The organism is Maridesulfovibrio sp. (assembly GCF_963677005.1).
Taxonomy (GTDB): Bacteria; Desulfobacterota; Desulfovibrionia; order Desulfovibrionales; family Desulfovibrionaceae; genus Maridesulfovibrio.
The window spans coordinates 1938203-1958183 of record NZ_OY781616.1 but is presented as its reverse complement, the minus strand read 5'-3'; the positions used below and the strand labels follow the sequence as shown (position 1 = coordinate 1958183).

The 19981-nt window shown below is 51.9% G+C and carries 21 protein-coding genes; 7 read left to right on the top strand and 14 right to left on the bottom strand.

Annotation, left to right across the window (positions count from 1 at the left end):
* Window positions 1-17: 17 nt before the first annotated feature.
* Genes jag through rpmH form a run of 5 tightly spaced genes read right to left on the bottom strand, consistent with a single transcriptional unit; the run spans window position 18 to window position 3968 of the window.
* Window positions 18-1502 (bottom strand): RNA-binding cell elongation regulator Jag/EloR, encoded by a 1485-nt coding sequence (jag, locus tag ACKU4E_RS08855; RefSeq protein WP_320170709.1) that lies wholly within the window; start codon window positions 1500-1502, stop codon window positions 18-20.
* Between the two features lie 51 nt (window positions 1503-1553).
* Window positions 1554-3173 (bottom strand): membrane protein insertase YidC, encoded by a 1620-nt coding sequence (yidC, locus tag ACKU4E_RS08850; RefSeq protein WP_320170708.1) that lies wholly within the window; start codon window positions 3171-3173, stop codon window positions 1554-1556.
* Window positions 3174-3202: 29 nt separating this feature from the next.
* Window positions 3203-3454: a membrane protein insertion efficiency factor YidD gene (gene yidD, locus ACKU4E_RS08845; protein ID WP_320170707.1), complete on the bottom strand. Its 252-nt coding sequence runs from the start codon at window positions 3452-3454 to the stop codon at window positions 3203-3205.
* An 11-nt stretch (window positions 3455-3465) separates the two neighbouring features.
* Complete coding sequence (gene rnpA / locus ACKU4E_RS08840) at window positions 3466-3846, bottom strand: ribonuclease P protein component (RefSeq protein WP_320172626.1); 381 nt, start codon at window positions 3844-3846, stop codon at window positions 3466-3468.
* On the bottom strand, window positions 3834-3968 hold the full coding sequence (rpmH, locus tag ACKU4E_RS08835) for a 50S ribosomal protein L34 (protein WP_320170706.1): 135 nt from the start codon (window positions 3966-3968) through the stop codon (window positions 3834-3836). The genes rnpA and rpmH overlap by 13 nt, the downstream gene beginning before the upstream one ends.
* Before the next feature lie 372 nt (window positions 3969-4340).
* Between rpmH and ACKU4E_RS08830 the strand changes: the two genes are divergently transcribed.
* Window positions 4341-4991 carry a lactate utilization protein gene (locus tag ACKU4E_RS08830; RefSeq protein WP_320170705.1) on the top strand — a complete coding sequence of 217 codons (651 nt, stop codon included), beginning with the start codon at window positions 4341-4343 and terminating at the stop codon, window positions 4989-4991.
* Between the two features lie 88 nt (window positions 4992-5079).
* The gene (locus tag ACKU4E_RS08825) at window positions 5080-5826 is read left to right on the top strand and encodes a UPF0280 family protein (protein ID WP_320170704.1); all 747 of its coding nucleotides are present in this window, start codon (window positions 5080-5082) and stop codon (window positions 5824-5826) included.
* Window position 5827: 1 nt separating this feature from the next.
* Here the strand turns inward: ACKU4E_RS08825 and ACKU4E_RS08820 are convergent, their stop codons facing one another.
* From ACKU4E_RS08820 to ACKU4E_RS08800, 5 genes are all read right to left on the bottom strand, one after another.
* Window positions 5828-6307, bottom strand: coding sequence for a hypothetical protein (locus tag ACKU4E_RS08820; RefSeq protein WP_320170703.1), 480 nt, complete (start codon window positions 6305-6307; stop codon window positions 5828-5830).
* A 4-nt stretch (window positions 6308-6311) separates the two neighbouring features.
* Window positions 6312-6638 (bottom strand): MTH1187 family thiamine-binding protein, encoded by a 327-nt coding sequence (locus ACKU4E_RS08815; RefSeq protein ID WP_320170702.1) that lies wholly within the window; start codon window positions 6636-6638, stop codon window positions 6312-6314.
* Between the two features lie 298 nt (window positions 6639-6936).
* Window positions 6937-7632: a TIGR04282 family arsenosugar biosynthesis glycosyltransferase gene (locus tag ACKU4E_RS08810; protein WP_320170701.1), complete on the bottom strand. Its 696-nt coding sequence runs from the start codon at window positions 7630-7632 to the stop codon at window positions 6937-6939.
* A 12-nt stretch (window positions 7633-7644) separates the two neighbouring features.
* Entirely contained in the window at window positions 7645-8331 is a 687-nt protein-coding gene (locus tag ACKU4E_RS08805) for a TIGR04283 family arsenosugar biosynthesis glycosyltransferase (protein ID WP_320170700.1), read from the bottom strand.
* A gap of 94 nt (window positions 8332-8425) precedes the next feature.
* A complete protein-coding gene (locus ACKU4E_RS08800) occupies window positions 8426-8776 on the bottom strand; it encodes a TraR/DksA family transcriptional regulator (protein WP_320170699.1) in 351 nt (116 codons plus the stop codon).
* Between the two features lie 288 nt (window positions 8777-9064).
* Between ACKU4E_RS08800 and ACKU4E_RS08795 the strand changes: the two genes are divergently transcribed.
* Complete coding sequence (locus tag ACKU4E_RS08795; protein WP_320170698.1) at window positions 9065-9709, top strand: class I SAM-dependent methyltransferase; 645 nt, start codon at window positions 9065-9067, stop codon at window positions 9707-9709.
* Window positions 9710-9768: 59 nt separating this feature from the next.
* Here the strand turns inward: ACKU4E_RS08795 and ACKU4E_RS08790 are convergent, their stop codons facing one another.
* Both ACKU4E_RS08790 and ACKU4E_RS08785 read right to left on the bottom strand, forming a co-directional pair.
* The gene (locus ACKU4E_RS08790; RefSeq protein ID WP_320170697.1) at window positions 9769-10581 is read right to left on the bottom strand and encodes an iron chelate uptake ABC transporter family permease subunit; all 813 of its coding nucleotides are present in this window, start codon (window positions 10579-10581) and stop codon (window positions 9769-9771) included.
* Complete coding sequence (locus ACKU4E_RS08785) at window positions 10574-11398, bottom strand: ABC transporter ATP-binding protein (RefSeq protein ID WP_320170696.1); 825 nt, start codon at window positions 11396-11398, stop codon at window positions 10574-10576. Before ACKU4E_RS08785 ends, ACKU4E_RS08790 begins: the two co-directional genes overlap by 8 nt.
* Before the next feature lie 404 nt (window positions 11399-11802).
* Between ACKU4E_RS08785 and ACKU4E_RS08780 the strand changes: the two genes are divergently transcribed.
* Together ACKU4E_RS08780 and ACKU4E_RS08775 are read left to right on the top strand one after the other, a co-directional pair.
* Entirely contained in the window at window positions 11803-12381 is a 579-nt protein-coding gene (locus ACKU4E_RS08780) for a GDSL-type esterase/lipase family protein (RefSeq protein ID WP_320170695.1), read from the top strand.
* 162 nt (window positions 12382-12543) lie between these two features.
* On the top strand, window positions 12544-13572 hold the full coding sequence (locus ACKU4E_RS08775; RefSeq protein ID WP_320170694.1) for a beta-eliminating lyase-related protein: 1029 nt from the start codon (window positions 12544-12546) through the stop codon (window positions 13570-13572).
* 299 nt (window positions 13573-13871) lie between these two features.
* Here the strand turns inward: ACKU4E_RS08775 and ACKU4E_RS08770 are convergent, their stop codons facing one another.
* Window positions 13872-15725 carry a GNAT family N-acyltransferase gene (locus ACKU4E_RS08770; RefSeq protein ID WP_320170693.1) on the bottom strand — a complete coding sequence of 618 codons (1854 nt, stop codon included), beginning with the start codon at window positions 15723-15725 and terminating at the stop codon, window positions 13872-13874.
* Window positions 15726-16032: 307 nt separating this feature from the next.
* Window positions 16033-16386: a hypothetical protein gene (locus ACKU4E_RS08765; RefSeq protein WP_320170692.1), complete on the bottom strand. Its 354-nt coding sequence runs from the start codon at window positions 16384-16386 to the stop codon at window positions 16033-16035.
* 128 nt (window positions 16387-16514) lie between these two features.
* On the opposite strand from ACKU4E_RS08765, the gene ACKU4E_RS08760 reads away from it, so the two are divergent.
* The gene (locus ACKU4E_RS08760; RefSeq protein WP_320170691.1) at window positions 16515-18335 is read left to right on the top strand and encodes an alpha-amylase family glycosyl hydrolase; all 1821 of its coding nucleotides are present in this window, start codon (window positions 16515-16517) and stop codon (window positions 18333-18335) included.
* A gap of 110 nt (window positions 18336-18445) precedes the next feature.
* The gene (gene malQ / locus ACKU4E_RS08755; protein WP_320170690.1) at window positions 18446-19957 is read left to right on the top strand and encodes a 4-alpha-glucanotransferase; all 1512 of its coding nucleotides are present in this window, start codon (window positions 18446-18448) and stop codon (window positions 19955-19957) included.
* Window positions 19958-19981 lie beyond the last annotated feature (24 nt).

The following is a 19981-nucleotide window of genomic DNA, read 5'->3' as shown; positions in this document are numbered from 1 at the left end:
GCTCGTGAACAGACTTATTAACGGTTGTACTGTTCGCTGTTGAAACCGTCCGGACCGCCTTCTTTGACCTTGTCATTGCGACGGTTGTTCTGGCGGGGCTGCCGGTTTCCGAAATTATCGTCATACCGGTTTCCGAAGTTTTCATCACGACGGTATCCGTAACTGTCGTTACGTTGGCCACCGTAATTGTCGTTGCGGCGGTTTCCGTAATTGTCATTACGCTGTCCACCGTAATTATCGTTACGGCGGTTGCTGTAATTATCGTTGCGCTGGCCACCGTAGTTATCGTTGCGTCTTCCGCCGTAGTTATCGTTGCGGCGGTTTCCGTAATTATCGTTACGATCAAAACCGTCGTTGCGATCACGTCTCGGACGGTTGCGATCATTACGCTCGGGGCGCTCATTGCTGCGGGAATTGTAGCGGTCATTCTTCTGATAACCGTCATTGCGTCTACCGCTGCCGCTGCCGCCACGACTGCGTCTCGGAAGAATCAGCACCCTTTTCATGGGGCCTTCTCCCTTGCTGCGGGTATTCACGTACTTATCTTCCTGCAGAGCCATGTGAACCACCCTGCGGTGGTAGGAGCTCAGAGGCTTGGTGGACTGTACTCGACCGGTGTGCATGGCCTTGTCGGCAAGATGCCAGGCCAACTGGCGAAGCTTTTCATCCTGCCGTTCACGGTAGTCACCGGTATCGATCTGTACCCGCACGGAAGTCTGCAGCTTTTTGGAAACCATTCGGTTGCAAAGGTACTGCAGAGAGGACAAGGTCTGTCCTTCCCGTCCTATGATCAGACCGGAATTTTCCTCATCGTTGACCAGTACATTTACCCTGTCTTCCCCGACTTCTATTTCAAGATTCGGTTTGGCCTGTATGATCGGTTCGATCATCAGTTCAAGGGCCTCGCGTACTGCCGCGGCTATTTCTTCCGGGTCGCCTTCCATGATGCTGCGACGCTCGGTGTATTCTTCCTCGGAGTCATTTTCATCAACATCGCTATTGTTTTCGTGCTCAGCGGTGTTGCTTTCTTCTTCAGATATCGCGGGAACCTGAGCTTCTTCCTTTACAGCCAGTTCACTTTCCGGCTTTACGGCCAGTTCGGTTTCTTCTCTGACTGCAATATTATTTTCTGCATCGGAAGCTGTCGGTGTTTCTACTTCGGTTTTCTGTGCAGCAGGTTCCTCCTCAGGTGCGGCTGCGGGTTCCGTTACAGCTTCCCGAACCGGTTTTTCTGCTGCAGGAGCCTGCGGTCTCCGGTCATCATTTCTGCGAGAGCGGGACCTTCCTTTTCTTGAATCATCTTCGATCAGAGGTTTACTATCCCCTCCTCTGGGGCGGGCCTTGACTTTGGCATTCTTTTTTCCCACCAGCCCGAAGACACCGGTGGAACCGCCGCTGAGAATTTCAATTTCTAGTTTGTCGCGATTCAGATTGAAGTAATCACAAGCGGTGCTGATCGCCTCATCCAAATTTTTCCCCTGGAATTCCTTGAATTCACTCATTCTGTCTCCTGGTTGTTCTTCACTCCAATAACTCCGGTCAGCTGTCTTGCTTTAATTATTTACCTTGCGAGTCATCATCCACTGCTGGGCAATTGAGAGAATGTTGTTCACCATCCAGTACACAACCAGCCCCGCGGGGAAGTTGAGGAACATGAATGTGAACACAAGGGGCAGAAACATCATGATTTTCTGCTGGGTCGGATCTCCCGCCGAAGGGGTCATTTTCTGCTGCAGGAACATGGTCGCACCCATTACGATCGGAGTGATGTAAAGCGGGTCTTTGGCCGAAAGGTCGGCGAGCCATACTATATCGGTAAAAGGCAGGTAGTGGATGAAATCGGCGTGCCTGAGGGCAACCGTTCCCATCAAAGCTCTATACAGCCCGAAGAAAACCGGAATCTGCAGCAGCATGGGCAGGCATCCACCCGCCGGGTTGACATTGTATGTCTTGTACAGCTGCATGGTTTCCTTGTTCAGCGCTTCCCTGTCATCGCCATACTTTTCGCGGAGTTTGGCAATCATGGGCTGTAAACGCTTCATCTGCTCCATTGACTTGTAGCTTTTCTGTGACAGCGGCCAGAAGAGAATCTTGATGACCACGGTGAGAAGAATGATGGATATCCCGTAGTTGTGGGTGTACTGGTTGAACCATTTGAGGGCTATGACCAGCGGTTTGGCTATGATGTCGAACCAGCCGAAATCAACAGCCTTGGCAAGCTGGCCGGGAACCTTTTCCATCAGCTTGGCTTCCATGGGACCGAAGTAGTAGGAACATGCCAGTTTGCGTTCAATGCCTTTGTCGAACAGCACGTTCTGCTCTGCAGCAACACGGAATATATCGTCCTGCAGTTTGCCCTTCATGGTCACATCTCCGGGACCGGGAACAAGGGCGAGGATGAAATAGTTTGAATCAATTGCAGCCCAGTCTATTTCCCCGCTGGCGGTTACGCCTTTTTCGCGCAGGTCGTCACGGTCGTTTTCGTCCTTGAGTCCTTCAGGACCGAACCATGCGATTCTGGTGGGGTTGTAGCGGTCGTTTTCCGCTGTCAGGCTTTTGGTGGCGGTGGTAAAGGCCAGCCGTCCTGTTGCACTGGGATTGGATACGTTGATGATTCTCAGGTCTTCGTCGATGAGATAGTTGTCGGCATGGAAGGTGAGTCTGCGTTCGATTCTGAATCCTTCCACGTCTCCGCGGAAAACCAGGGTGCCGAGCTTTTCGCCGTCAAGTTTGAGGTCTTTACCTTCAAATCCCCAGACTCCGCCGGACCATGTGGGAATCCCGTTGAGGATGAGTCCCATGGGAGCTTTGTTCAAAGCATTCGTTCCGACCATATCCATGTCCGGAGAATCCTTGGCGATGGTCTGTTTGAATTTTTTAAGCTTGAAATTTTCGAGAAGTCCGCCCTGTGAATTGATCACTGCGGTATAAAGGGGAGTCTCAACAGTAAGCTTTGTTCCCTTGGCGGAAACAATAGCGGCAGTGGAAGCTGGGTCTGGGAGCTGGTCTGAAACAGGACCGGACACATCGGGCGCCACGGCCTGGCTCTGTTTAGCGGTTTGTTCCTGCTTTACGGGAGCAGGCTGCTGCGGCTTGGGAGGAAAAATAAATTGCCAGCCGAGAAGGACTACCATTGAAAGGGCCACTGCCAGAATAACGCGTTTATTGTCCATGTCTTTGTTTTCTCACTGTATTGGTCCCATTAAATCAGGCCGGGACTGCGCGGTGGTATTTTCTTTCGTGGGGCGGGTACCGGGTCGAAACCGCCCTTGCATAGCGGATTACAACGGATCAGACGCCACAAAGCCAACAGCCCTCCTTTTCGTACTCCATGAAGGGATATGGCCTCTATGGCGTACTGCGAGCAGGTGGGATGAAAGCGGCAGCACCCCGGAAAAAGCGGGGATATGAATTTCTGATAGAATCGTATGAAGTAAAGAAACAGAGTCCGCATTCCCTGGTTTCTCATAGACCTTCGCACTCGATCGCAAGTCCGTTAATCCTGTCGATCAGTGGAAGAAGTTCTTTTTCGGCTAGGGCGTAATTAATTCTCCTGCCGTCCAAATTGCGTTTGGGAATAAATATTACATCCGTACGCATTTTGAATTTTTCCTGATTGAGCCTGAAGAATTCACGAATCACTCTTTTAATCCGGTTCCTGACAACGGCTGGCCCCTTTTTTCTGCTCACGGTAAGGCCCAAACGTACCCCGCCGGGGCCGCTACCATGACACAGCACGAATAATATGAAATTTTTCGTGTAGAGTTTTTTCCCCTGCCCGTAGCAGAGGTCAAATTCAGGCTTTTTAAGGAGTCTGTGCTCCTTTGTCCAAGCTAAACGGCTAATCTTTTACGTCCTTTAGCACGACGTCTTGCAATAACTGCACGACCGTTTTTGGTGCGGGAGCGTACGAGAAATCCGTGGGTTCTTTTTCTTCTGGTTTTACTGGGCTGGTAAGTTCTTTTCATTTTCTATCTCTCCAAAATTTATAACGGTATTGCGCCGGTTCCAACTTCCGGCTACGAGGAACGGGAACATATATCCTCAACTCAGATTCTCGTCAAGAAATGTTTTCAGCGTGTTCCGGGAGCTAAGTGCTTTTAATCTAACTCTGAATGACATATGCTGTTGCGCAGTGAAAACAAATCCGCATACCCCGATGCGGCCGTACTGTCAAAGTCTATATCATACTTAAGTACGATGGAAGGGCCGCCTGACTTGTGTAACCATCCATATCACGCGACTATTTTTTTTTCATCGCTTTTTTTGTAAAAAAATATCAGGCGGTGAGTAATTTTTCAATACAGGCGGAGAGTTCCGCCCAGCAAAAGGAGATAAGAATGAATCCGGTACAATCGTTCTGGGATATCAAACTGGGAGAACTGAGGGAAGTTTTCGAAGACAGCGGTTATGTCACATATGTGGCCAAAAACCAGAAGGCCGCGGCTTCGATGGTTCTGGACAAGATCCTTCCGCAGCTCAAGCCTGCATCGGTAAGTTTCGGTGGCTCCACCACTGTTGTGGAATCCGGGATTTACGATCAGGTCAAGAAGCTTAAAAATGTCAAAGTGATCGATACATATGACACTACCCCTTCCATGGCGGAACGCATTGAACGACGCAGACAGTCCCTGCTTACCGATGTGCTGATAACAAGCGCCAACGCCTTTACCGAAGAGGGTGAACTCGTAAACCTGGACGGCACCGGAAACCGTGTGGCCGCCATGGCTTTCGGGCCCCGGAACGTAATTGTCGTTGTCGGCAGGAACAAACTCTGTGTCGACCTTGATGCCGCAGTAAGCCGCATCAAGGAATACGCTGCTCCGGTCAATGCCATGCGCCTCAAAAGGAAAACTCCCTGCGCAGTTACCGGCAAGTGTCAGGATTGCAATTCCAAGGATCGTATCTGCAACGTCTGGTCGATTACTGAAAAATCTTCGCCGAAAGGGCGCATCCATGTGGTCTTCATCAACGAAGACCTCGGTTTCTAAGTATTCAATCCGGGTGTACAGGGGATGGCCGATACGGGCTGTCCCCCGTTTTACCCGTTCGGATTATTTCATACAGGCGGACCTTTCCTTGAAAAAAACCATACATACCGATTCCAACCGCAATTACCGGGAGACCGTCACCACAGCTGGCTCAGAGGTTGCCTTTCAGGTGGTGGTGGAACAGACGGATCTTTTTATTGTGGCGGAAAAGGATCTTAGCCGTGAAGCACTTGATGCCGTGCACGAAGTTCGCGGAATTCTGAAAGGGCATATGGTCCTGAATCCCCAGTTCGGTCCCAGTCTGATCCCGGTTGATGTGCCTGAGGGCACCCATGATGTGATCCGGGCCATGGCCGCTGCGGCAGGTAAATGCGATGTCGGCCCGATGGCAGCTGTAGCCGGTGCTGTGGCTGGTTTTGTCGCCGATGCGCTGCTCCCTTATTCTCCCAATGTGATAGTGGAGAACGGGGGGGATATTTTTATGTACTCGACCAGACCTCGCAAAGTGGCTCTGCTGTCCGATCCCGGGACCGGGGCGAAAATAGGCCTTTCCATCGGAGCAGAAGATTCCCCTGTGGCCGTCTGTTCCTCCTCCGGAACCATAGGTCATTCCCTGAGCCTCGGCAGCGGCGATCTGGTCACCGTGATTTCAAAGGACCCCTGTTTGGCCGATGCCGCGGCAACCGCTCTGGCCAATCTGCTGGATTCGCCTGCCGATGTCCCGAAAGTTATTGAAAAAGCACGCAGCTTGCATTCTCAAGGGCTGGACGGAGTGTTTGTGCAATACGATTCGAAAATCGGCGCATGGGGCAACGTTGAACTGGTCACCCTTTAAATTATTCACTCACAGCACCTTCAATTGCCATGAAGGGCGGTCCGTTGTCGTCCTTGGATTTTGAAAGCGAAAGACGGTAGCCGAAGGAAACAAAGAGCGGCCCATCGTCAAGAGAGACGGGCTTCAGTTCGAAGTCGAAAGGAATCCCTTCACCTTCTTCAAGTTTTCCCGGCGAGAAGACCTGCAACCCCTGAGCCAGCACAACTCCGTCACAATCGCTCAGATAGCCTTGAATCCACAATTCGCCGATCCATTCAGCCCAGAGTGGAGCGCTGTTTTTTTTCACATAGGCCATTCCGCGTACCCCGAAACTGTCCTTGCGAGGTACTATTTCGTATTCGAAATTCATGAACTCCATTTCAAGAGTGCGCATTGTTTCGAGCTTCCACGGCTGGTTCTTCAGGTGTGAAACATCTATGTGAGCGCACCCGTTCAGAAATACTGCCATGAGCAGCAGGACAACCAGACTTATTTTATGCATCGGGCTAAGCCTCTTTAGGGTCGGAAATCTTGTTAAGCTTAAGTTTTTCTTCAACGGATTTAATTTTTCCATTCAGTCGGTCCTGCGCATTTTTTCTGCAGTCCGCCTTCATCATCATATATATCCGGTCACAGTCTTTTTCCAGTTCCCGATAACAGTCTCCCACAACCAGCATGACATCCTCCCAATCGCCTTCGATACATGAGCCCATGGGACCTAATTTGCACGACAGTCCGCTGTCACGGATTATTTTGACTATTCTTGCCACATACGGACTGACGCTTACCCCTTTGTCCATGGGGAACATGGTCAGTTCAACCAGTACGCTCATTTTACGGTCCTCCGTTCTTGTTGACACTGTTAGGGAACATTCACACAACTCATGCCCGGTCCGGCATGGGAAACGCTTTCGCCCTTTTTTCCTGCACGCAATTTTTATTCAGACGGCAAGCCATTGTAATGCAATGTGTTTGTTCCGCTACCGGAAACACACTCATAATACACAGCAGCAAGGGTATATGGAAGATGATCTTTTCAAAAAATCGATGATGAACCGGAAGACATTTTATCAGGAGCGTAAGTCCGTATCTGATGAGCGGGTGAATCGTACAACCAGAACATGGGCTGGATCAGCTTCGGATAGGTAAGGGCGTCCCGTTGAATCTGCCTGCTGCAATCAGCTCTCGTACTGTGTCCATGGTCCGGGGACACCGTCTGTCAGCGGAATTATCCGCGGCAAGCGCGGCCAGATCAGCCAGTGTGTCCACGTCTGAAAGTTCCGGTAGGACAGCAGGCTCCATGCCTTCACCGCTCAGTCGTGCGACAGTTTCCGCAAAGACCTCCGGGGTGCTCCACAGCATGTCGATGAAGACGCTTTCCTTGAAACTGCCGCGCTGAAATCCGATGAGGTAGTAGCCTCCGTCACAGGCCGGACCGATACAGGCCGGACTTGTTTTCAGACGCTCAAATCCGTCAGATACCGTCTGCGGGGCGAGCCCCGGAAGATCACTGCCGGTGAGGATGCAATGAAGGAGTCCTTCTGCGAACCCGGTTTCGAATGCGTTTTTCATCCTTTCACCAAGATCACATCCCTGCTGCCGGAAGTAGCTGCCTTCGCCAAGCCAGTTTCGGTATTGTTCGACAGGGCGATATGGATCGCAGAAGATAAGAGTGTTCATGCCGTGCTGTCTGAAGTTGCTCAGCATGTCTTCAGTGAAGGACTTGTACAGGCGGGCGGCGTGTTCGTAACCGATCTCCCGGCCGAGTCTTGTCTTGACCCTGCCCGGTTCCGGGTATTTGACGAAAAAAAGAAGGGCGTTCCTCAAGTCCGGAGCCCCTTATCGGTATAGTTTTGCGAGACGTGAAGGGCTGACTCCGCACAGGTGCAGAATCCGCAGCACGGTGTTGCGCACGGCACAGCGCAACGGACCGCAGTTATATCGCCTTGAGGAGGTCTTTATTTCCGCCTTGAGAATGACGATTTCCCGGCGCTGTTTTTTTATGCGCCGGAAGAATTCCACATCCTCCATTAAGGGGATATCAGGGTAGCCTCCAAGGGCTTCGAATGTGTCCTTCCTGATGAAAACAGCCTGATCCCCGTATGGAACTCTTTCAATGCGGGTCCGCAGGTCGGCCACGAAGGCGATGAATCGCAGGACCGGGGTGTCTCGGTCGAAAGTCAGCTTGAAGGCTCCGGCCGATGCTGCAGGAGCACCCAGAGCTTCTTCAATCAGTCTGTCCGCTCCTGCCGGGAGCAGCGTGTCTGCGTGAAGGAACAGAAGGACGCCTCCCGAAGCAGCACGTGCCCCGGCATTCATCTGGCGGGCGCGTCCGGGATCGGATACCATGGTTGTAACTGTATCGTCGGATATCTCCCGGATTGTAGTACCTTCCGGGTTACCATCCACCACGATTATCTCGGAGTCACAACCGCAGGCCTGCCGTACGTTTTCAATACAGCGCCCGATGCGTTCCTGTTCATTGAAGACAGGAATTATGACCGATAATTTTGATGTGTAAGCCATGCCCGCTCAATACCCTTTTTGCCGCAGGGAATAAAGAGCCGGTCCGGACTTATCATCAAATATAAAAAAACCGCCTGTTGCGGAGGCGGTTGAATCAGCCTACTCGGCCGAGCTGTTCTTCTTCAAGCCGGGACTGGCAGCTTACGCAGAAGCGGGTTGTCGGATTGGCCTTGATGCGGGCCAGACCTATTTCTTCGCCGCAGTCTTTGCAGATTCCGAAGTCCCAACTCTCAACCCTGCTCAGGGTGTCTTCCATTTCGCTGATCAGTTGGCTTTCGCGGACCTGCAGGGCCAGGTTTATCTTCTGTTCGCTAACGCGTGAGGCGTATTCGTTGTCATCCGCACAGTTTTCAACTGCGGTGTCGCGGGAGCAGGTGCGTTCCAGAAGTTCGGCGAGTTTCTGTTCAAGATGTTTTTTGATGATTGCTTTGTGAGCTGAATTCATGACTAACCTCCAAATACATGTTGAAAGCAGTTATTGAAATTTTGACTATGTGGCTTATACGCATCCTCGTCCGCATATTGATCCCGGTCTTGTGACGATCACGATACGTTTTGGTGTCCTGTGCCCCTGCGGAATCTGTAAAAGATGTTTTTGGCATTAAAAATCAACTTGTTGTGATGCTGCTGATGGAGTGCAGATATATTCCGTTTTCTTCGTCATCGTTTTTGATTGTGTTGTCGATTTGGGGTAGTACACCTGCCAACCCGTTTAATTATGGAGGTTCATGAAGTGGATTCGGATAAAATAAATTGTCTTGAATACTGGGAAGGCAAGGGGGCGGAAAAGAATTTCACCACGCCTTTCAAGCTGGATATTTTCAGTAAATATGTTTCACCGGAAGCTGCCGTTCTGGATGTAGGGTGCGGTTATGGAAGGATAATTAACGAATTGCGCCGGACAGGCTACGCAGATGTGCATGGAGTGGAGCCTTCAGCCGGTCTCAGGGCAAGGGCGGAAGAACTCAGCTGCTCTGCTTTTGTTTCGTCGCTGGAGAACGGCGTTATTCCATTTGAAGATAACCGTTTTGACGCAGTGCTGCTGATAGCCGTGCTGACCTGCATTCCCACGGACGGAGAGCAGAGTGCTCTTGTGGATGAAATCCGCAGGGTCCTTAAGCCGGGCGGAATTTTATACATCAACGATTTTATGCTCAACTCGGATCAGCGCAATCTTGACCGCTACGCAAAGTATGAACCGAAGCACGGCTGCTACGGTGTTTTTGAATTGGAGGGAGGAGGAGTGCTGCGCCATTTTTCCGAAGAGAGGATTGTCAGCCTGCTTGATTCCTTCACAACCGTGGAATTCGAAAAGGTGGTTTATACCACGATGAACGGCAACACATCCAATGGATTTTACTACATAGGACGCAGGTAGGCGCGAAGTTCAGTGCGGACTGTCATGCCCGGAGTGTTTCCGGCCCCTGACATGACAGCTTACCGCGTATGCAGTCTGAATTTTGGAAGAATCATGGACAGGACGAATCCGGCCACGCTCACGGCGATTATCGTTGCCCCGGAAGACAGGTTGAGCTGATAGGACAGCAGCAACCCGCTGACGCAGAAAACCATGCTCAGCAACGAAGAAAGCAGCATCATGGTGTGCAGTGATGATGTCCTGCTTTCCGCAATCTGCGGAGGAATTGTGAGCAGGGCTATGACCAGTATGAGTCCTACAACCCGGATAACCATGACCACGCTCAGGGCAATAAGTGCCAGCATGATGAAATAGAGCGCGGTGACCGGAACACCTCTGGCCCGTGCGAATTCTTCATCAAAGGACATGGCCCAGAATCCCTTGTAGCAGACGAAAACAACACTCAGGACAATTGCAGCCAGCCATCCCATCAGCACAAGGTCTGATTTTGGTGTGGCCAGAATTCCGCCGAAAAGATAGCTCATGAGGTCCACATTGTAGCCGGGGGTGATGTCCAGCAGGATTATGCCCAGAGCCATGCCAGCGGCCCACATGACCCCGATGAAAGTGTCGGCCCTTTCCTTTACGCGCATGGTGACCACGGCCATGAGCAGGGCGGAGCATACCGCGAATGCCGCCGTGACCGGAAGCATGGGCAGTCCGAGGAAGAAAGCCAGTCCCACTCCTCCGTAAGAGGCGTGGGCTATCCCTCCCGAAAGCAGAACAACCCGGTTGACCACCACCAGAGCGCCGATCACCCCGCAGATTATCGAGGCCAGCACTCCGGCAAGAAGTGCGTTGCGCATGAATTCAAAACCAAGGGCCTCAACCATTCCATCCCCCTCCGTTTTCGTCTTCGCGGTCATTGTGAAATTCCACAACCCGGTGAGGAAAATCTCCGTGCGCGAACAGTTCGATGGGGCAGGAACCGTCCGCTGTTTCCCCGTATGCCTCGTTAAGCAGTTCGCGGGTGATCTTCGGCTGGTCGTGCAGGTGCACCTTGCGGTTAACGCAGGCAACGGATTTTACTCCCTGTCCGAGCACCGAAATGTCGTGGCTGACCATTACAACGGTCATTTCGCGGTTCAGTTCCCGCAGCAGGCAGTACAGTCCGCTTTTTCCGGCCTGGTCCACGCTTGCGGTAGGTTCGTCAAGGAGCAGCAGCTGCGGTTCGTCAACAATGGCTCTGGCTATGAATACTCTCTGCTTCTGTCCTCCGGAGAGATCGGAAACCTTTCTTTCTATGTGTTTAAGCATGCCGACTCTTTCCAGTGCCGTTTCCACGGCCCGCGAGGCCCGGCGGTCGAATGAGAGCCCGAAAATGCCGCCGAGACCGGGGGAAACCTTGCCCATGAGGACCGCATCTCGGACGGTGATGGGAAAACTCCGGGATACAGTAGTGTACTGGGGCATATAGCCGACCTTTTCCCCGTGCCTGCCGGGCGGGAGCCCGAGAATATCTATCTCCCCGCACTGCGGCTTGAGAAGCCCCAGCAGCAGTTTGATAAGAGTGGTCTTGCCGCCGCCGTTAGGTCCGATGACCGCAACGTAGTCACCCCTGTAAATATCGAAGTTCAAATCCGTCAGCACTGGGTGCGGCCCGTAACCGAAGTTTACGTTACGGAAACTTATGACTTTCTCGGAACTCATTGGTGCAGAACCTCCGCCGTGAAAACTAACGTGGCTGTTTTATTTCTTCGCCGAAAGGCTTTTAATAGGCTGAATTTGAAGCGCTTCGCGCTTATGATAAATGATTTCGCCGCTGGCGGCCAAAGGGGATAATCCCCTTTGGAATCCCTGATAGTTTAAGTTGGCTGCATTGAACGTATCCATATCAGTAGAAAATTTTGCGGGACTAAGGCAATAACCGTGAAAACTAAAAGCATGCGATATCCATATTTGCTCTGATAATCAACATGATAATCATTTGCAGAAAACTGTTTTTTGAATGGAATTGGCCCTTAACTCCGGTAAGAGTCCGGTGTATAACCTGTGCGTACTTCGCACACATCGTGCGGACAGTTATGCTATATCAACTTTAGAGGAAATTGAAAATGCAGCTTTTTTTTATGGGTGATTCCATCACGCTCGGTGTGAACGATTCCGAGTGGCTCGGCTGGACAGGCCGGGTTTGCAGGCGTCTCGACCCCACGGGGAAGGACGTGACCGCATATAACCTCGGCGTGAGAGCCTCTACCACGCAGCATATAAAGGAACGGTGGCAGGCTGAAATATATGCTCGGGTCATCAGGGGCATGGAAAGCATTGCCGTATTCAGCTTCGGCGCCGCAGACATCGCCAACGGCCTGACTCCGGAGCAGAGCCTTGAAAACGCCAGGGCAATCCTTCATATGGCCGCCGGGGAGCGGAGGGTGCTGTTCATCTGCCCGCCGCCGATGGCGGACAAAGACCGCGACCGCGTCAGCGTGGAGCTTGCTGCCGGATTCGGTTCCCTGTGCAGGGAGCTTGACATCCCGTATCTGGATATTAATACATCACTGCGGCAGAACGGAGCCTATCTTGAGGATATCGGCAGCGGCGACGGAGTGCATCCGGGAAAAGCCGGCTACGAGATTATGGCCGACCTTGTCTATGAATTCATGAATCCGTTCGTGCAGCAGTTTATTTGTTGATTACTTTCTTTTTCAAACCAGGCGACCTGTCGGGAAATTCCATATTTAAACGGATGAGCGGTGTGCAAACACTCCTTTCAAATGTTTGGATATGAGCTTTATTCTTGGCAGAGCGCAGCCTGTCCCGTGTCCGGGGCAGGCTTTTTTCATGGAGACTATTTAATGCGCTCATTTGCAAGCGACAATTATTCGGGAGTGCATCCGGAAGTGATGGATGCCATAATGCAGGCCAATAAGGATCACATGTCCTCGTACGGTGCGGACCCCGTATCCGCCGAAGCCGTGGAACTTTTCCGGGAACATTTCGGCAAGGATGCGAAAGTATTTTTTCTCGGCACCGGAACGGCCACCAATACCCTGATACTCAAGCACCTGACCCGAAGCTGGAACAGCATTATCTGTTCCGAATGTGCCCATATCACCGTTGACGAATGCGGCTCGTGTGAAGCCGTCGCCGGACTCAAGCTGGTGCATGCCGAGACCCTGAACGGTAAGATTCAGGTGGATGCGCTGGAACCTCTTTTCGCGCAGGTCGGCGATGTGCACCGCTCCCAGCCCGCGGTAATTTCCATCACCCAGAACACCGAGCTGGGCACGCTTTATTCCGTGGAGGAAATCAGGGCGCTGTGCGATTTCGCGCACGGCAGGGGACTTGTCGTTCATATGGACGGAGCGCGCATAGCCAATGCTGCCGCTGCTCTGGGAGTCTCATTGCGGGAAATGACCGTCGATTGCGGAGTGGACGTGCTCTCCTTCGGCGGAACCAAGAACGGGTGCATGTGCGCTGAAGCCGCCGTGTTCATCAATTCCGATCTTGGAAAGGATTTCGAATATGTCCGCAAGCAGGGCATGCAGCTTGTTTCGAAGATGCGTTATGTCGGTGCCCAGTTCAAGGCGCTGTTCACCGATGATCTCTGGAAACGCAATGCCGAACATTCCAATTCCATGGCCGCAAAACTTGCCGAACTGGCCGGCAGGATTGACGGGGTAAGAATTACCCGCCCTGTAGAGGCCAATGGCGTTTTCGCTATCATACCGGAAAGCGTTACAGCGGCCATGCAGTCGGCATTCCCGTTTTACGTGTGGGACCACACCACCGGAGAAGTGCGCTGGATGACGTCCTGGTCGACAACCGACAAGGATATAGAAGATTTCTGCGCTGAACTTTCCCGATTGATGGGGGAAGCATAAGCTTCTTAGTTGAGGAGCTTATCTTGATGCGCTACGCGCTTTTGATGATTTGATTCGCCTCTGGCAGCCAAAGGCCCATTAGCCCTTAGGCGAGAAGCTCGCTTCGAGTCTTAGGGATATGGAGAGCAGAGATGGATAATCCCCTTTGGAATCCCTAATTGTTTAATATAACATGTTTTTAAACGATGCTGTCGTTAAAAATTGTAGGCTGTTCTTGTCACAGCTATGCAGATTTTCAAAATATATGACGGTAGGGAAGACTTAGTAATTTAACCGCCCCATAAGCAGGGGCGGTTAAATCAGACGGCTACTTTTTCATTTTCTTCACTGCTGATAATTGGCTGAGGGGCGGCTTTACTGTGATATTCCAGAAAGGCGGCGGCTTCTTCCTTGCCCATGAATTTGTTCAGGCTCCGGCGCGATGTCTTGAGCAGGTCTACCACTATCAGCCCGTCCAGTGTGCTTCCGAATGCCGGGTCGACGTTGAATCCGGCCAGTTCCCCTCCGAGTTTCAGGTAATGGCGCAGCAGTACCGGAATGCTCTTGTCTCCTTCAATGTCCTGCACAATGTTTTCCAGTTCCGTAGGGGTGGAGAACGCCGATTCAGGCAGTGTCTTTTTCCAGTATTTCAGCTTTTTCAGCTTAAGCGGTTTGACCGGCGAGATCAGCCCGGCAAGGTCCTTGCGCCCGGTGGAAGCCATAAGCGATTCGGCAATGAATTCTCTGGACAGTTTCTTGTAATCGTTTGAAATGCTCACACATCCGAAGAGATAGCGATATTTGGGGTTCCTGCTCAGATAGGCGGCGATGCCTTTCCACAGCATCATGAGCGAGAAATAGTTGCGCTGGTATCTGGGGCGGATAAATGATCTGCCCAGTTCAAGGGCCGGGGTGACGGTCTCGAAAAAATCCGGCTTGAATCTGAAGAACGAGTGGCTGTACACACCGTTGAGCCCGAAAGCTTTTATGCAATCGTCTGTGCGTGCAAAACGGTAGGCCCCGGCTATCTCGTCCTCTTTTCTGTTCCAGAGCACAAGGTGGACGAAGGTGTTGTCGAAGCGGTCCACGTCCGCGGCTCTCCCGGTTCCTTCGCCTGCAAGCCGGAATGTCTTTTCGCGCAGTCTTCCTATTTCATGGAGGATGAAGGGGCATTTGGCGGAGTGCACTTCGTAGACAAGAAATTCGCTGTTTTCGGCAAGGATCGCTTCCGAACCCAGGCTTTTTATTTCTGCGGCAAGCCTGCTTTTCTCAACCTGTTCGCATAACGGCTTTTCCTTTTTTCTGAATACGGGAGCAGGAGCTTTTTTCTTTTTGAATCTGGAACGCAGGGCATAGGTGCGGAAGCGCAGGTATTCGATAAGGTCCCTGTTCTCTTCAAAATCCATAAGCCTGTCGTTTGAAATTGTGTTGCCCACGGCGAATTCCACCTGTCCGCTGGTTTTGTTCAGGTTTTCGCGCGGGAGGAGTACCGTGCGCAGGCGCGGGTGGAGCATCCCCATGGCCTGAAACAGGGCGCTGTTCCGGCCGTTGAAAAATACCGGAGTAGCGCAGGCTCCTGTTTTCTTGATAATGCCCGCAACCGTTGGACTCCAGGCCGGGTCCTCAACTTTTCGGTCCCTGATTTTGAGGCTGGCCACTTCTCCGGCCGGGAACACGGCCAGCATGCCGCCGTCCCTGACCCATTTGACTGCCTTTTTGAGTCCGGAGATGTTTCCTCTATGGGAATCCTTGCGTCCGAACGGGTCCACGGAGATGAGTTGTTCGTGCATCTCTGGTATCAGGCCGAGCATGAAGTTTGCCATAATTTTGACATCAGGCCGGACCATCTTGAGCATGCGGAGCAGGAAAATGCCTTCCACCACGCCGAAGGGATGATTGGCCACCACAACAGAAGGGCCGCTTCTTGGAATGGCCCTGATCTGCTGCTCATCAATTTCGGTGTTCACTCCCAGCAGTTTGAGAGCCTTGCTGACAAAATCGGTCTGACCGTCCCAGCAGCTTTCATCCTGCGCAATGTTGTAGAGCGAGTTCAGTCTGGGCAGGCACAGCAGGCTGGACAGAGGCTTTTGAAGGACGGAGAACAGGGCTCCCCTGAAAGGATCTTCAAAAGGCGAGCTTAGACGAAAAAGTTCCGGACATCTTTCATTGACCATTGGACACTCCATGCTTTGGAATTTTTAATTATCAACCATATCCATTCTCCTTTTTCGGTGTGTTACTCCGCAGTGACATGTGGTTTACATTTCGCTGATTCCCGGACTGCTGCGAGGAAAAGCCCTGGCATGTACATGATCAGAACGCCAGAGTCGGTCTTTCCCTTAAAGGGCACAGTTCTGCTGATTTGCAGTAGATAAAATATATACGTTAAATTTAATAGATATTTCTATATATAATATCATAAAAAAGGGAGGATAAACCTCCCTATGCTTATAATCTGCTTGCAAAAACTTTTAAAAATAACTACTGAATAGTTCCAAGATCGGTTTTCATATGCCAGTGTTCACTGGGGATGGGGATGCAGAAGCTGCGTGAGGCAATGTCGGCGCAAAGGATAAGCCCCATGGAATCCTCGTCCCAGAATACCCGGTCAATGAAAAAGGCAACGGCTTGTGATTCTGTCAGTTTTTCTGGACGGCTGCCGGGCATATAGCGGTTCATCACGGCCGCTGCTGCCAGCTTCAGAGTACGCACTGCATTCGAGGATATAGCCACATCCTGGAAATCCAGTTCGTGGATAACAGCACTTTCGCCGCCCATGACCTGAGCGATCTTGACCCGTTCCTCAGTTTCTCGGGAATCGTGATAGGTTTTCATGCTCTGCCTCCTGATACTGTTTTTCGAGATGTAAGTACTGAGACACATGCAAAAGGCGAACCTACTTTTGTAATCAGTATACATTATCGTTTCAGGAAAAACAAAATATTCTTTCAAAGAGTGGTCATATGGATAAGTCTTACTTCGGCGCCAGGTTTCACAGAAACGGAGAATGCTCTTTCAAAATTTTTGCACCCCATATTCAACATGCCAGTATTTCATTAAAAAACAGTGCCGGGATAAGCAGGGACATGGACCCGGTGGGGCTGGGTTTTCATGAAATAACCCTTTCCGGAATAATGCCCGGCACCATGTATTCATTTACGCTGGACGGGGAGAACGGCATCCCGGACCCGGCATCTTTGTGGCAGCCCAAGGGACTCAGGGATTCCTCGGTGGTCATCGACCACCATTGTTTTGACTGGATGGGAGACAACTTTGCCGGTCTGCCTATGGGCGAAATGATTATTTATGAAGTGCATGTGGGAACATTCAGCCCGGAACACAGTTTCCAAGGTGTGATCGGCCGGCTGGATTACCTGCGGGACCTAGGCGTAAATACTTTGCAGCTTCTGCCGGTTGCCGGTTTTGCCGGTAACATGGCCTGGGGCTATGCAACGGAATTTCCATATTCCCCGCACAGTCCTTACGGTTCTCCTGACGAGTTCAAGAAGCTTGTAAGGGAATGTCACCTCAGGGAAATGGCCGTTCTAATAGATGTGCCTTGCGCGTCGCTGATGCCGGTAAAAGAATTGTCCGTTTTCAATCCCCTGCTTTTCAGCGACAGATATTGCCTGCGCCACGGGAAGGCGGTCAATTTCGATGGCCGGTTCAGTGGAGGGGTGCGGGAGATGGTTATCCAGTGCGCCTTGTCCTGGCTTCGTGATTACCGTGTGGACGGTCTGCGCATAAGTGACGCCCATCTTATTTTTGACCAGAGCCCGGTACATTTTCTGGAGGAACTGTCCGTAAGGGTCAGCAAGTTTTCCCGTGCCGGCGGCAGACATTGCGTGGTCATTACCGGGGACAAGCGAAATGCGGCACGTCCCGTTCTCCCTCATGACAAGGGAGGATACAATCTGGACGCATTATATAATGATAATTTCTGCAACGCCCTGCAATGCAGACTGACCGGCAGCAGTGACGGACTGCTGGAGGACTATGCCGATCCTCGCCGAATGGTTTCGGCTTTGCAGTACGGCTTTGCTTATCGCGGGGAACTTTCTCCGCATTTCATGCGGCTTCAGGGACAGCACCATTCGGAATTGAACGGCAGCAAGTTCGTGGTTTATTCGCAGGGGCATGATCGGGATTCCGGTCCGGCCGACAAATGCCGCATTATCGAAAAGGCCGGGTTCGAAGCCGCCAAGCTTGCCGCAGGAGCGACCATACTTTCTCCATATGTTCCCATGATTTTTATGGGCGAGGAGTACGGCGAACCGGCTCCTTTCCTGTATTTTAATGATACCTGCAGCGGATTGCCTTCCGAAGGCGGGGAGGAGGCAGTTTCGGATGCCGGATCATCTTTTTCCGCCTGTCGTCTGGACTGGCAGAATATGGAGACGGAGCGCGGTAAGGCCATGCTGTCTCTGTATCACAGCCTGCTGAAAGTCCGCCGCGAACATCCTACCATCCACGAACCCTGCCGCAGCAGAAGTCAGGTTCAGGAGATAAATCCGGGACTGGTGCTGGTCTTAAGAAACAGTGTTACAGGAAGTCGCAGGTATGCGGCGGTGCTGCTCAATTTCAACCATGATGAAACTTCCTGCAGACCGGCCGGGTTCCTCCCGGAAGGCATATGGAATACTGAAATATACAGTGCTTCGCCCGCCTATGGTGGAACCGCTGATCCATTGCCGGTGCTGCTCCCGGCTGAGGAGAGTATAATGATGGCTCCGCAGTCGTTCGCGTTGTTTCTTTGTACCCCGGTTGATTCCGGGCGGCCATAATTTGACCTGATTGAAATTAATCCCGCTTTACTTATTCTTCCTTGCTCTGCAATATGGGCTGAGTACCGGACCTTCCGGTCGTTCAGCGTACGTAGAGCAAGGAGTTTTTTATGAAACGGTCAAGCGGAATACTGTTGCATTTCACCTCACTTCCATCCCGGTTCGGAGTCGGTGACCTGGGGCCGGCAGCCTACGCCTTTGCCGATTTTCTGGCCGAGTCCGGGCAGCGTTTCTGGCAGGTTCTGCCTATTACTCCGACCGGACCGGAACTGTGCAACTCGCCTTATTCGGGATGTTCCGCTTTTGCGGCTAATCCGTTGCTCATAAGTCCCGAGCTTATGGTCGATTACGGCCTGCTGGAGTATGAGGAGGTCCTTGCCTGTACTGTCCCTGATCGCGACCACGCCGATTTCGATACAGCCTCAGCCATAAAGAGTGATCTGCTGCGCAAGGCTTTTTCCCGTAAGGGCGAGGCTCTGCTTTCCGATCCGCTTTTCAACCAGTTTCTCTGGGACAACATGCACTGGCTGAATGATTTTGCGCTGTTTTCGGCCTTGAAGAATCATTTCAACAACGCGAGCTGGACTGAATGGCCGGAGGATATCCGCGACAGACACCCGGAAGGGTTGCGCCACTGGGGTGAAAAGCTGTTTCGCGAGATATTGTTCGCAAAATTCTGCCAGTGGATATTTTTCCGCCAGTGGGGGCAGTTGCGGGATCATCTGGGGGAGATAGGTGTCGAGCTTATCGGCGATGTGCCTATTTACGTGACCCATGACAGTTCCGATGTCTGGGCCAACCGGCATATTTTCAAGCTGGATGATCAGGGAGAACCGTATTGCGTTGCCGGTGTTCCACCGGATTACTTCAGCAAGACCGGGCAGCTGTGGGGAAATCCCGTCTATGACTGGGATGTTCTAAAAGATGAAAACTTCGGCTGGTGGGTCAGCCGGATGAAACATAATCTGGGACTTTACCACTGGGTGCGTCTGGATCATTTTCGCGGTTTTTCCGCATACTGGGAAGTTCCTGCCGAGGCCGAGACCGCTATGGACGGCTACTGGGTTCCCGCACCGGGACATGCGTTTTTCGAAAAGTTGTCCTGTGAAGAAGGATGCCTGCGTATAATAGCCGAGGACCTTGGGCATATTACCCCGGACGTCATCTATCTGAAGGACCGTTTTCAGCTTCCGGGTATGAACCTGCTTCAATTTTCTTTTGGTAGCGATATCGGCTACTGCGGGGATGCCCTGCATAATCACAGACGCAATTCGGTTGTTTATACCGGCACGCACGACAACAATACAAACCGGGGGTGGTTCAGCGAAGACGCTGACGAGGTCAGCCGCAAGCATCTGCTGGCTTATCTGGGGCGGGACTGGCTGGACGAGTCCAAGGTTTCCTGGGAACTTATCCGGCTGCTTATGTCAAGCGTAGGATGTTTGTGCGTTATACAGGTTCAGGACCTGCTTGGGCTTGGCAGCAGTGCGCGTATGAATATTCCCGGAAAAGCCGACGGCAACTGGGGATGGAAACTGCTTCCCGGCCAGCTTACACCGCTCATCAGCGAAAAACTCGGTGAAATGACCGAGCTTTTCGGGCGGACGAGCAAGATTGATTAATTTGCGGAATCAGGCTTCCGGCTG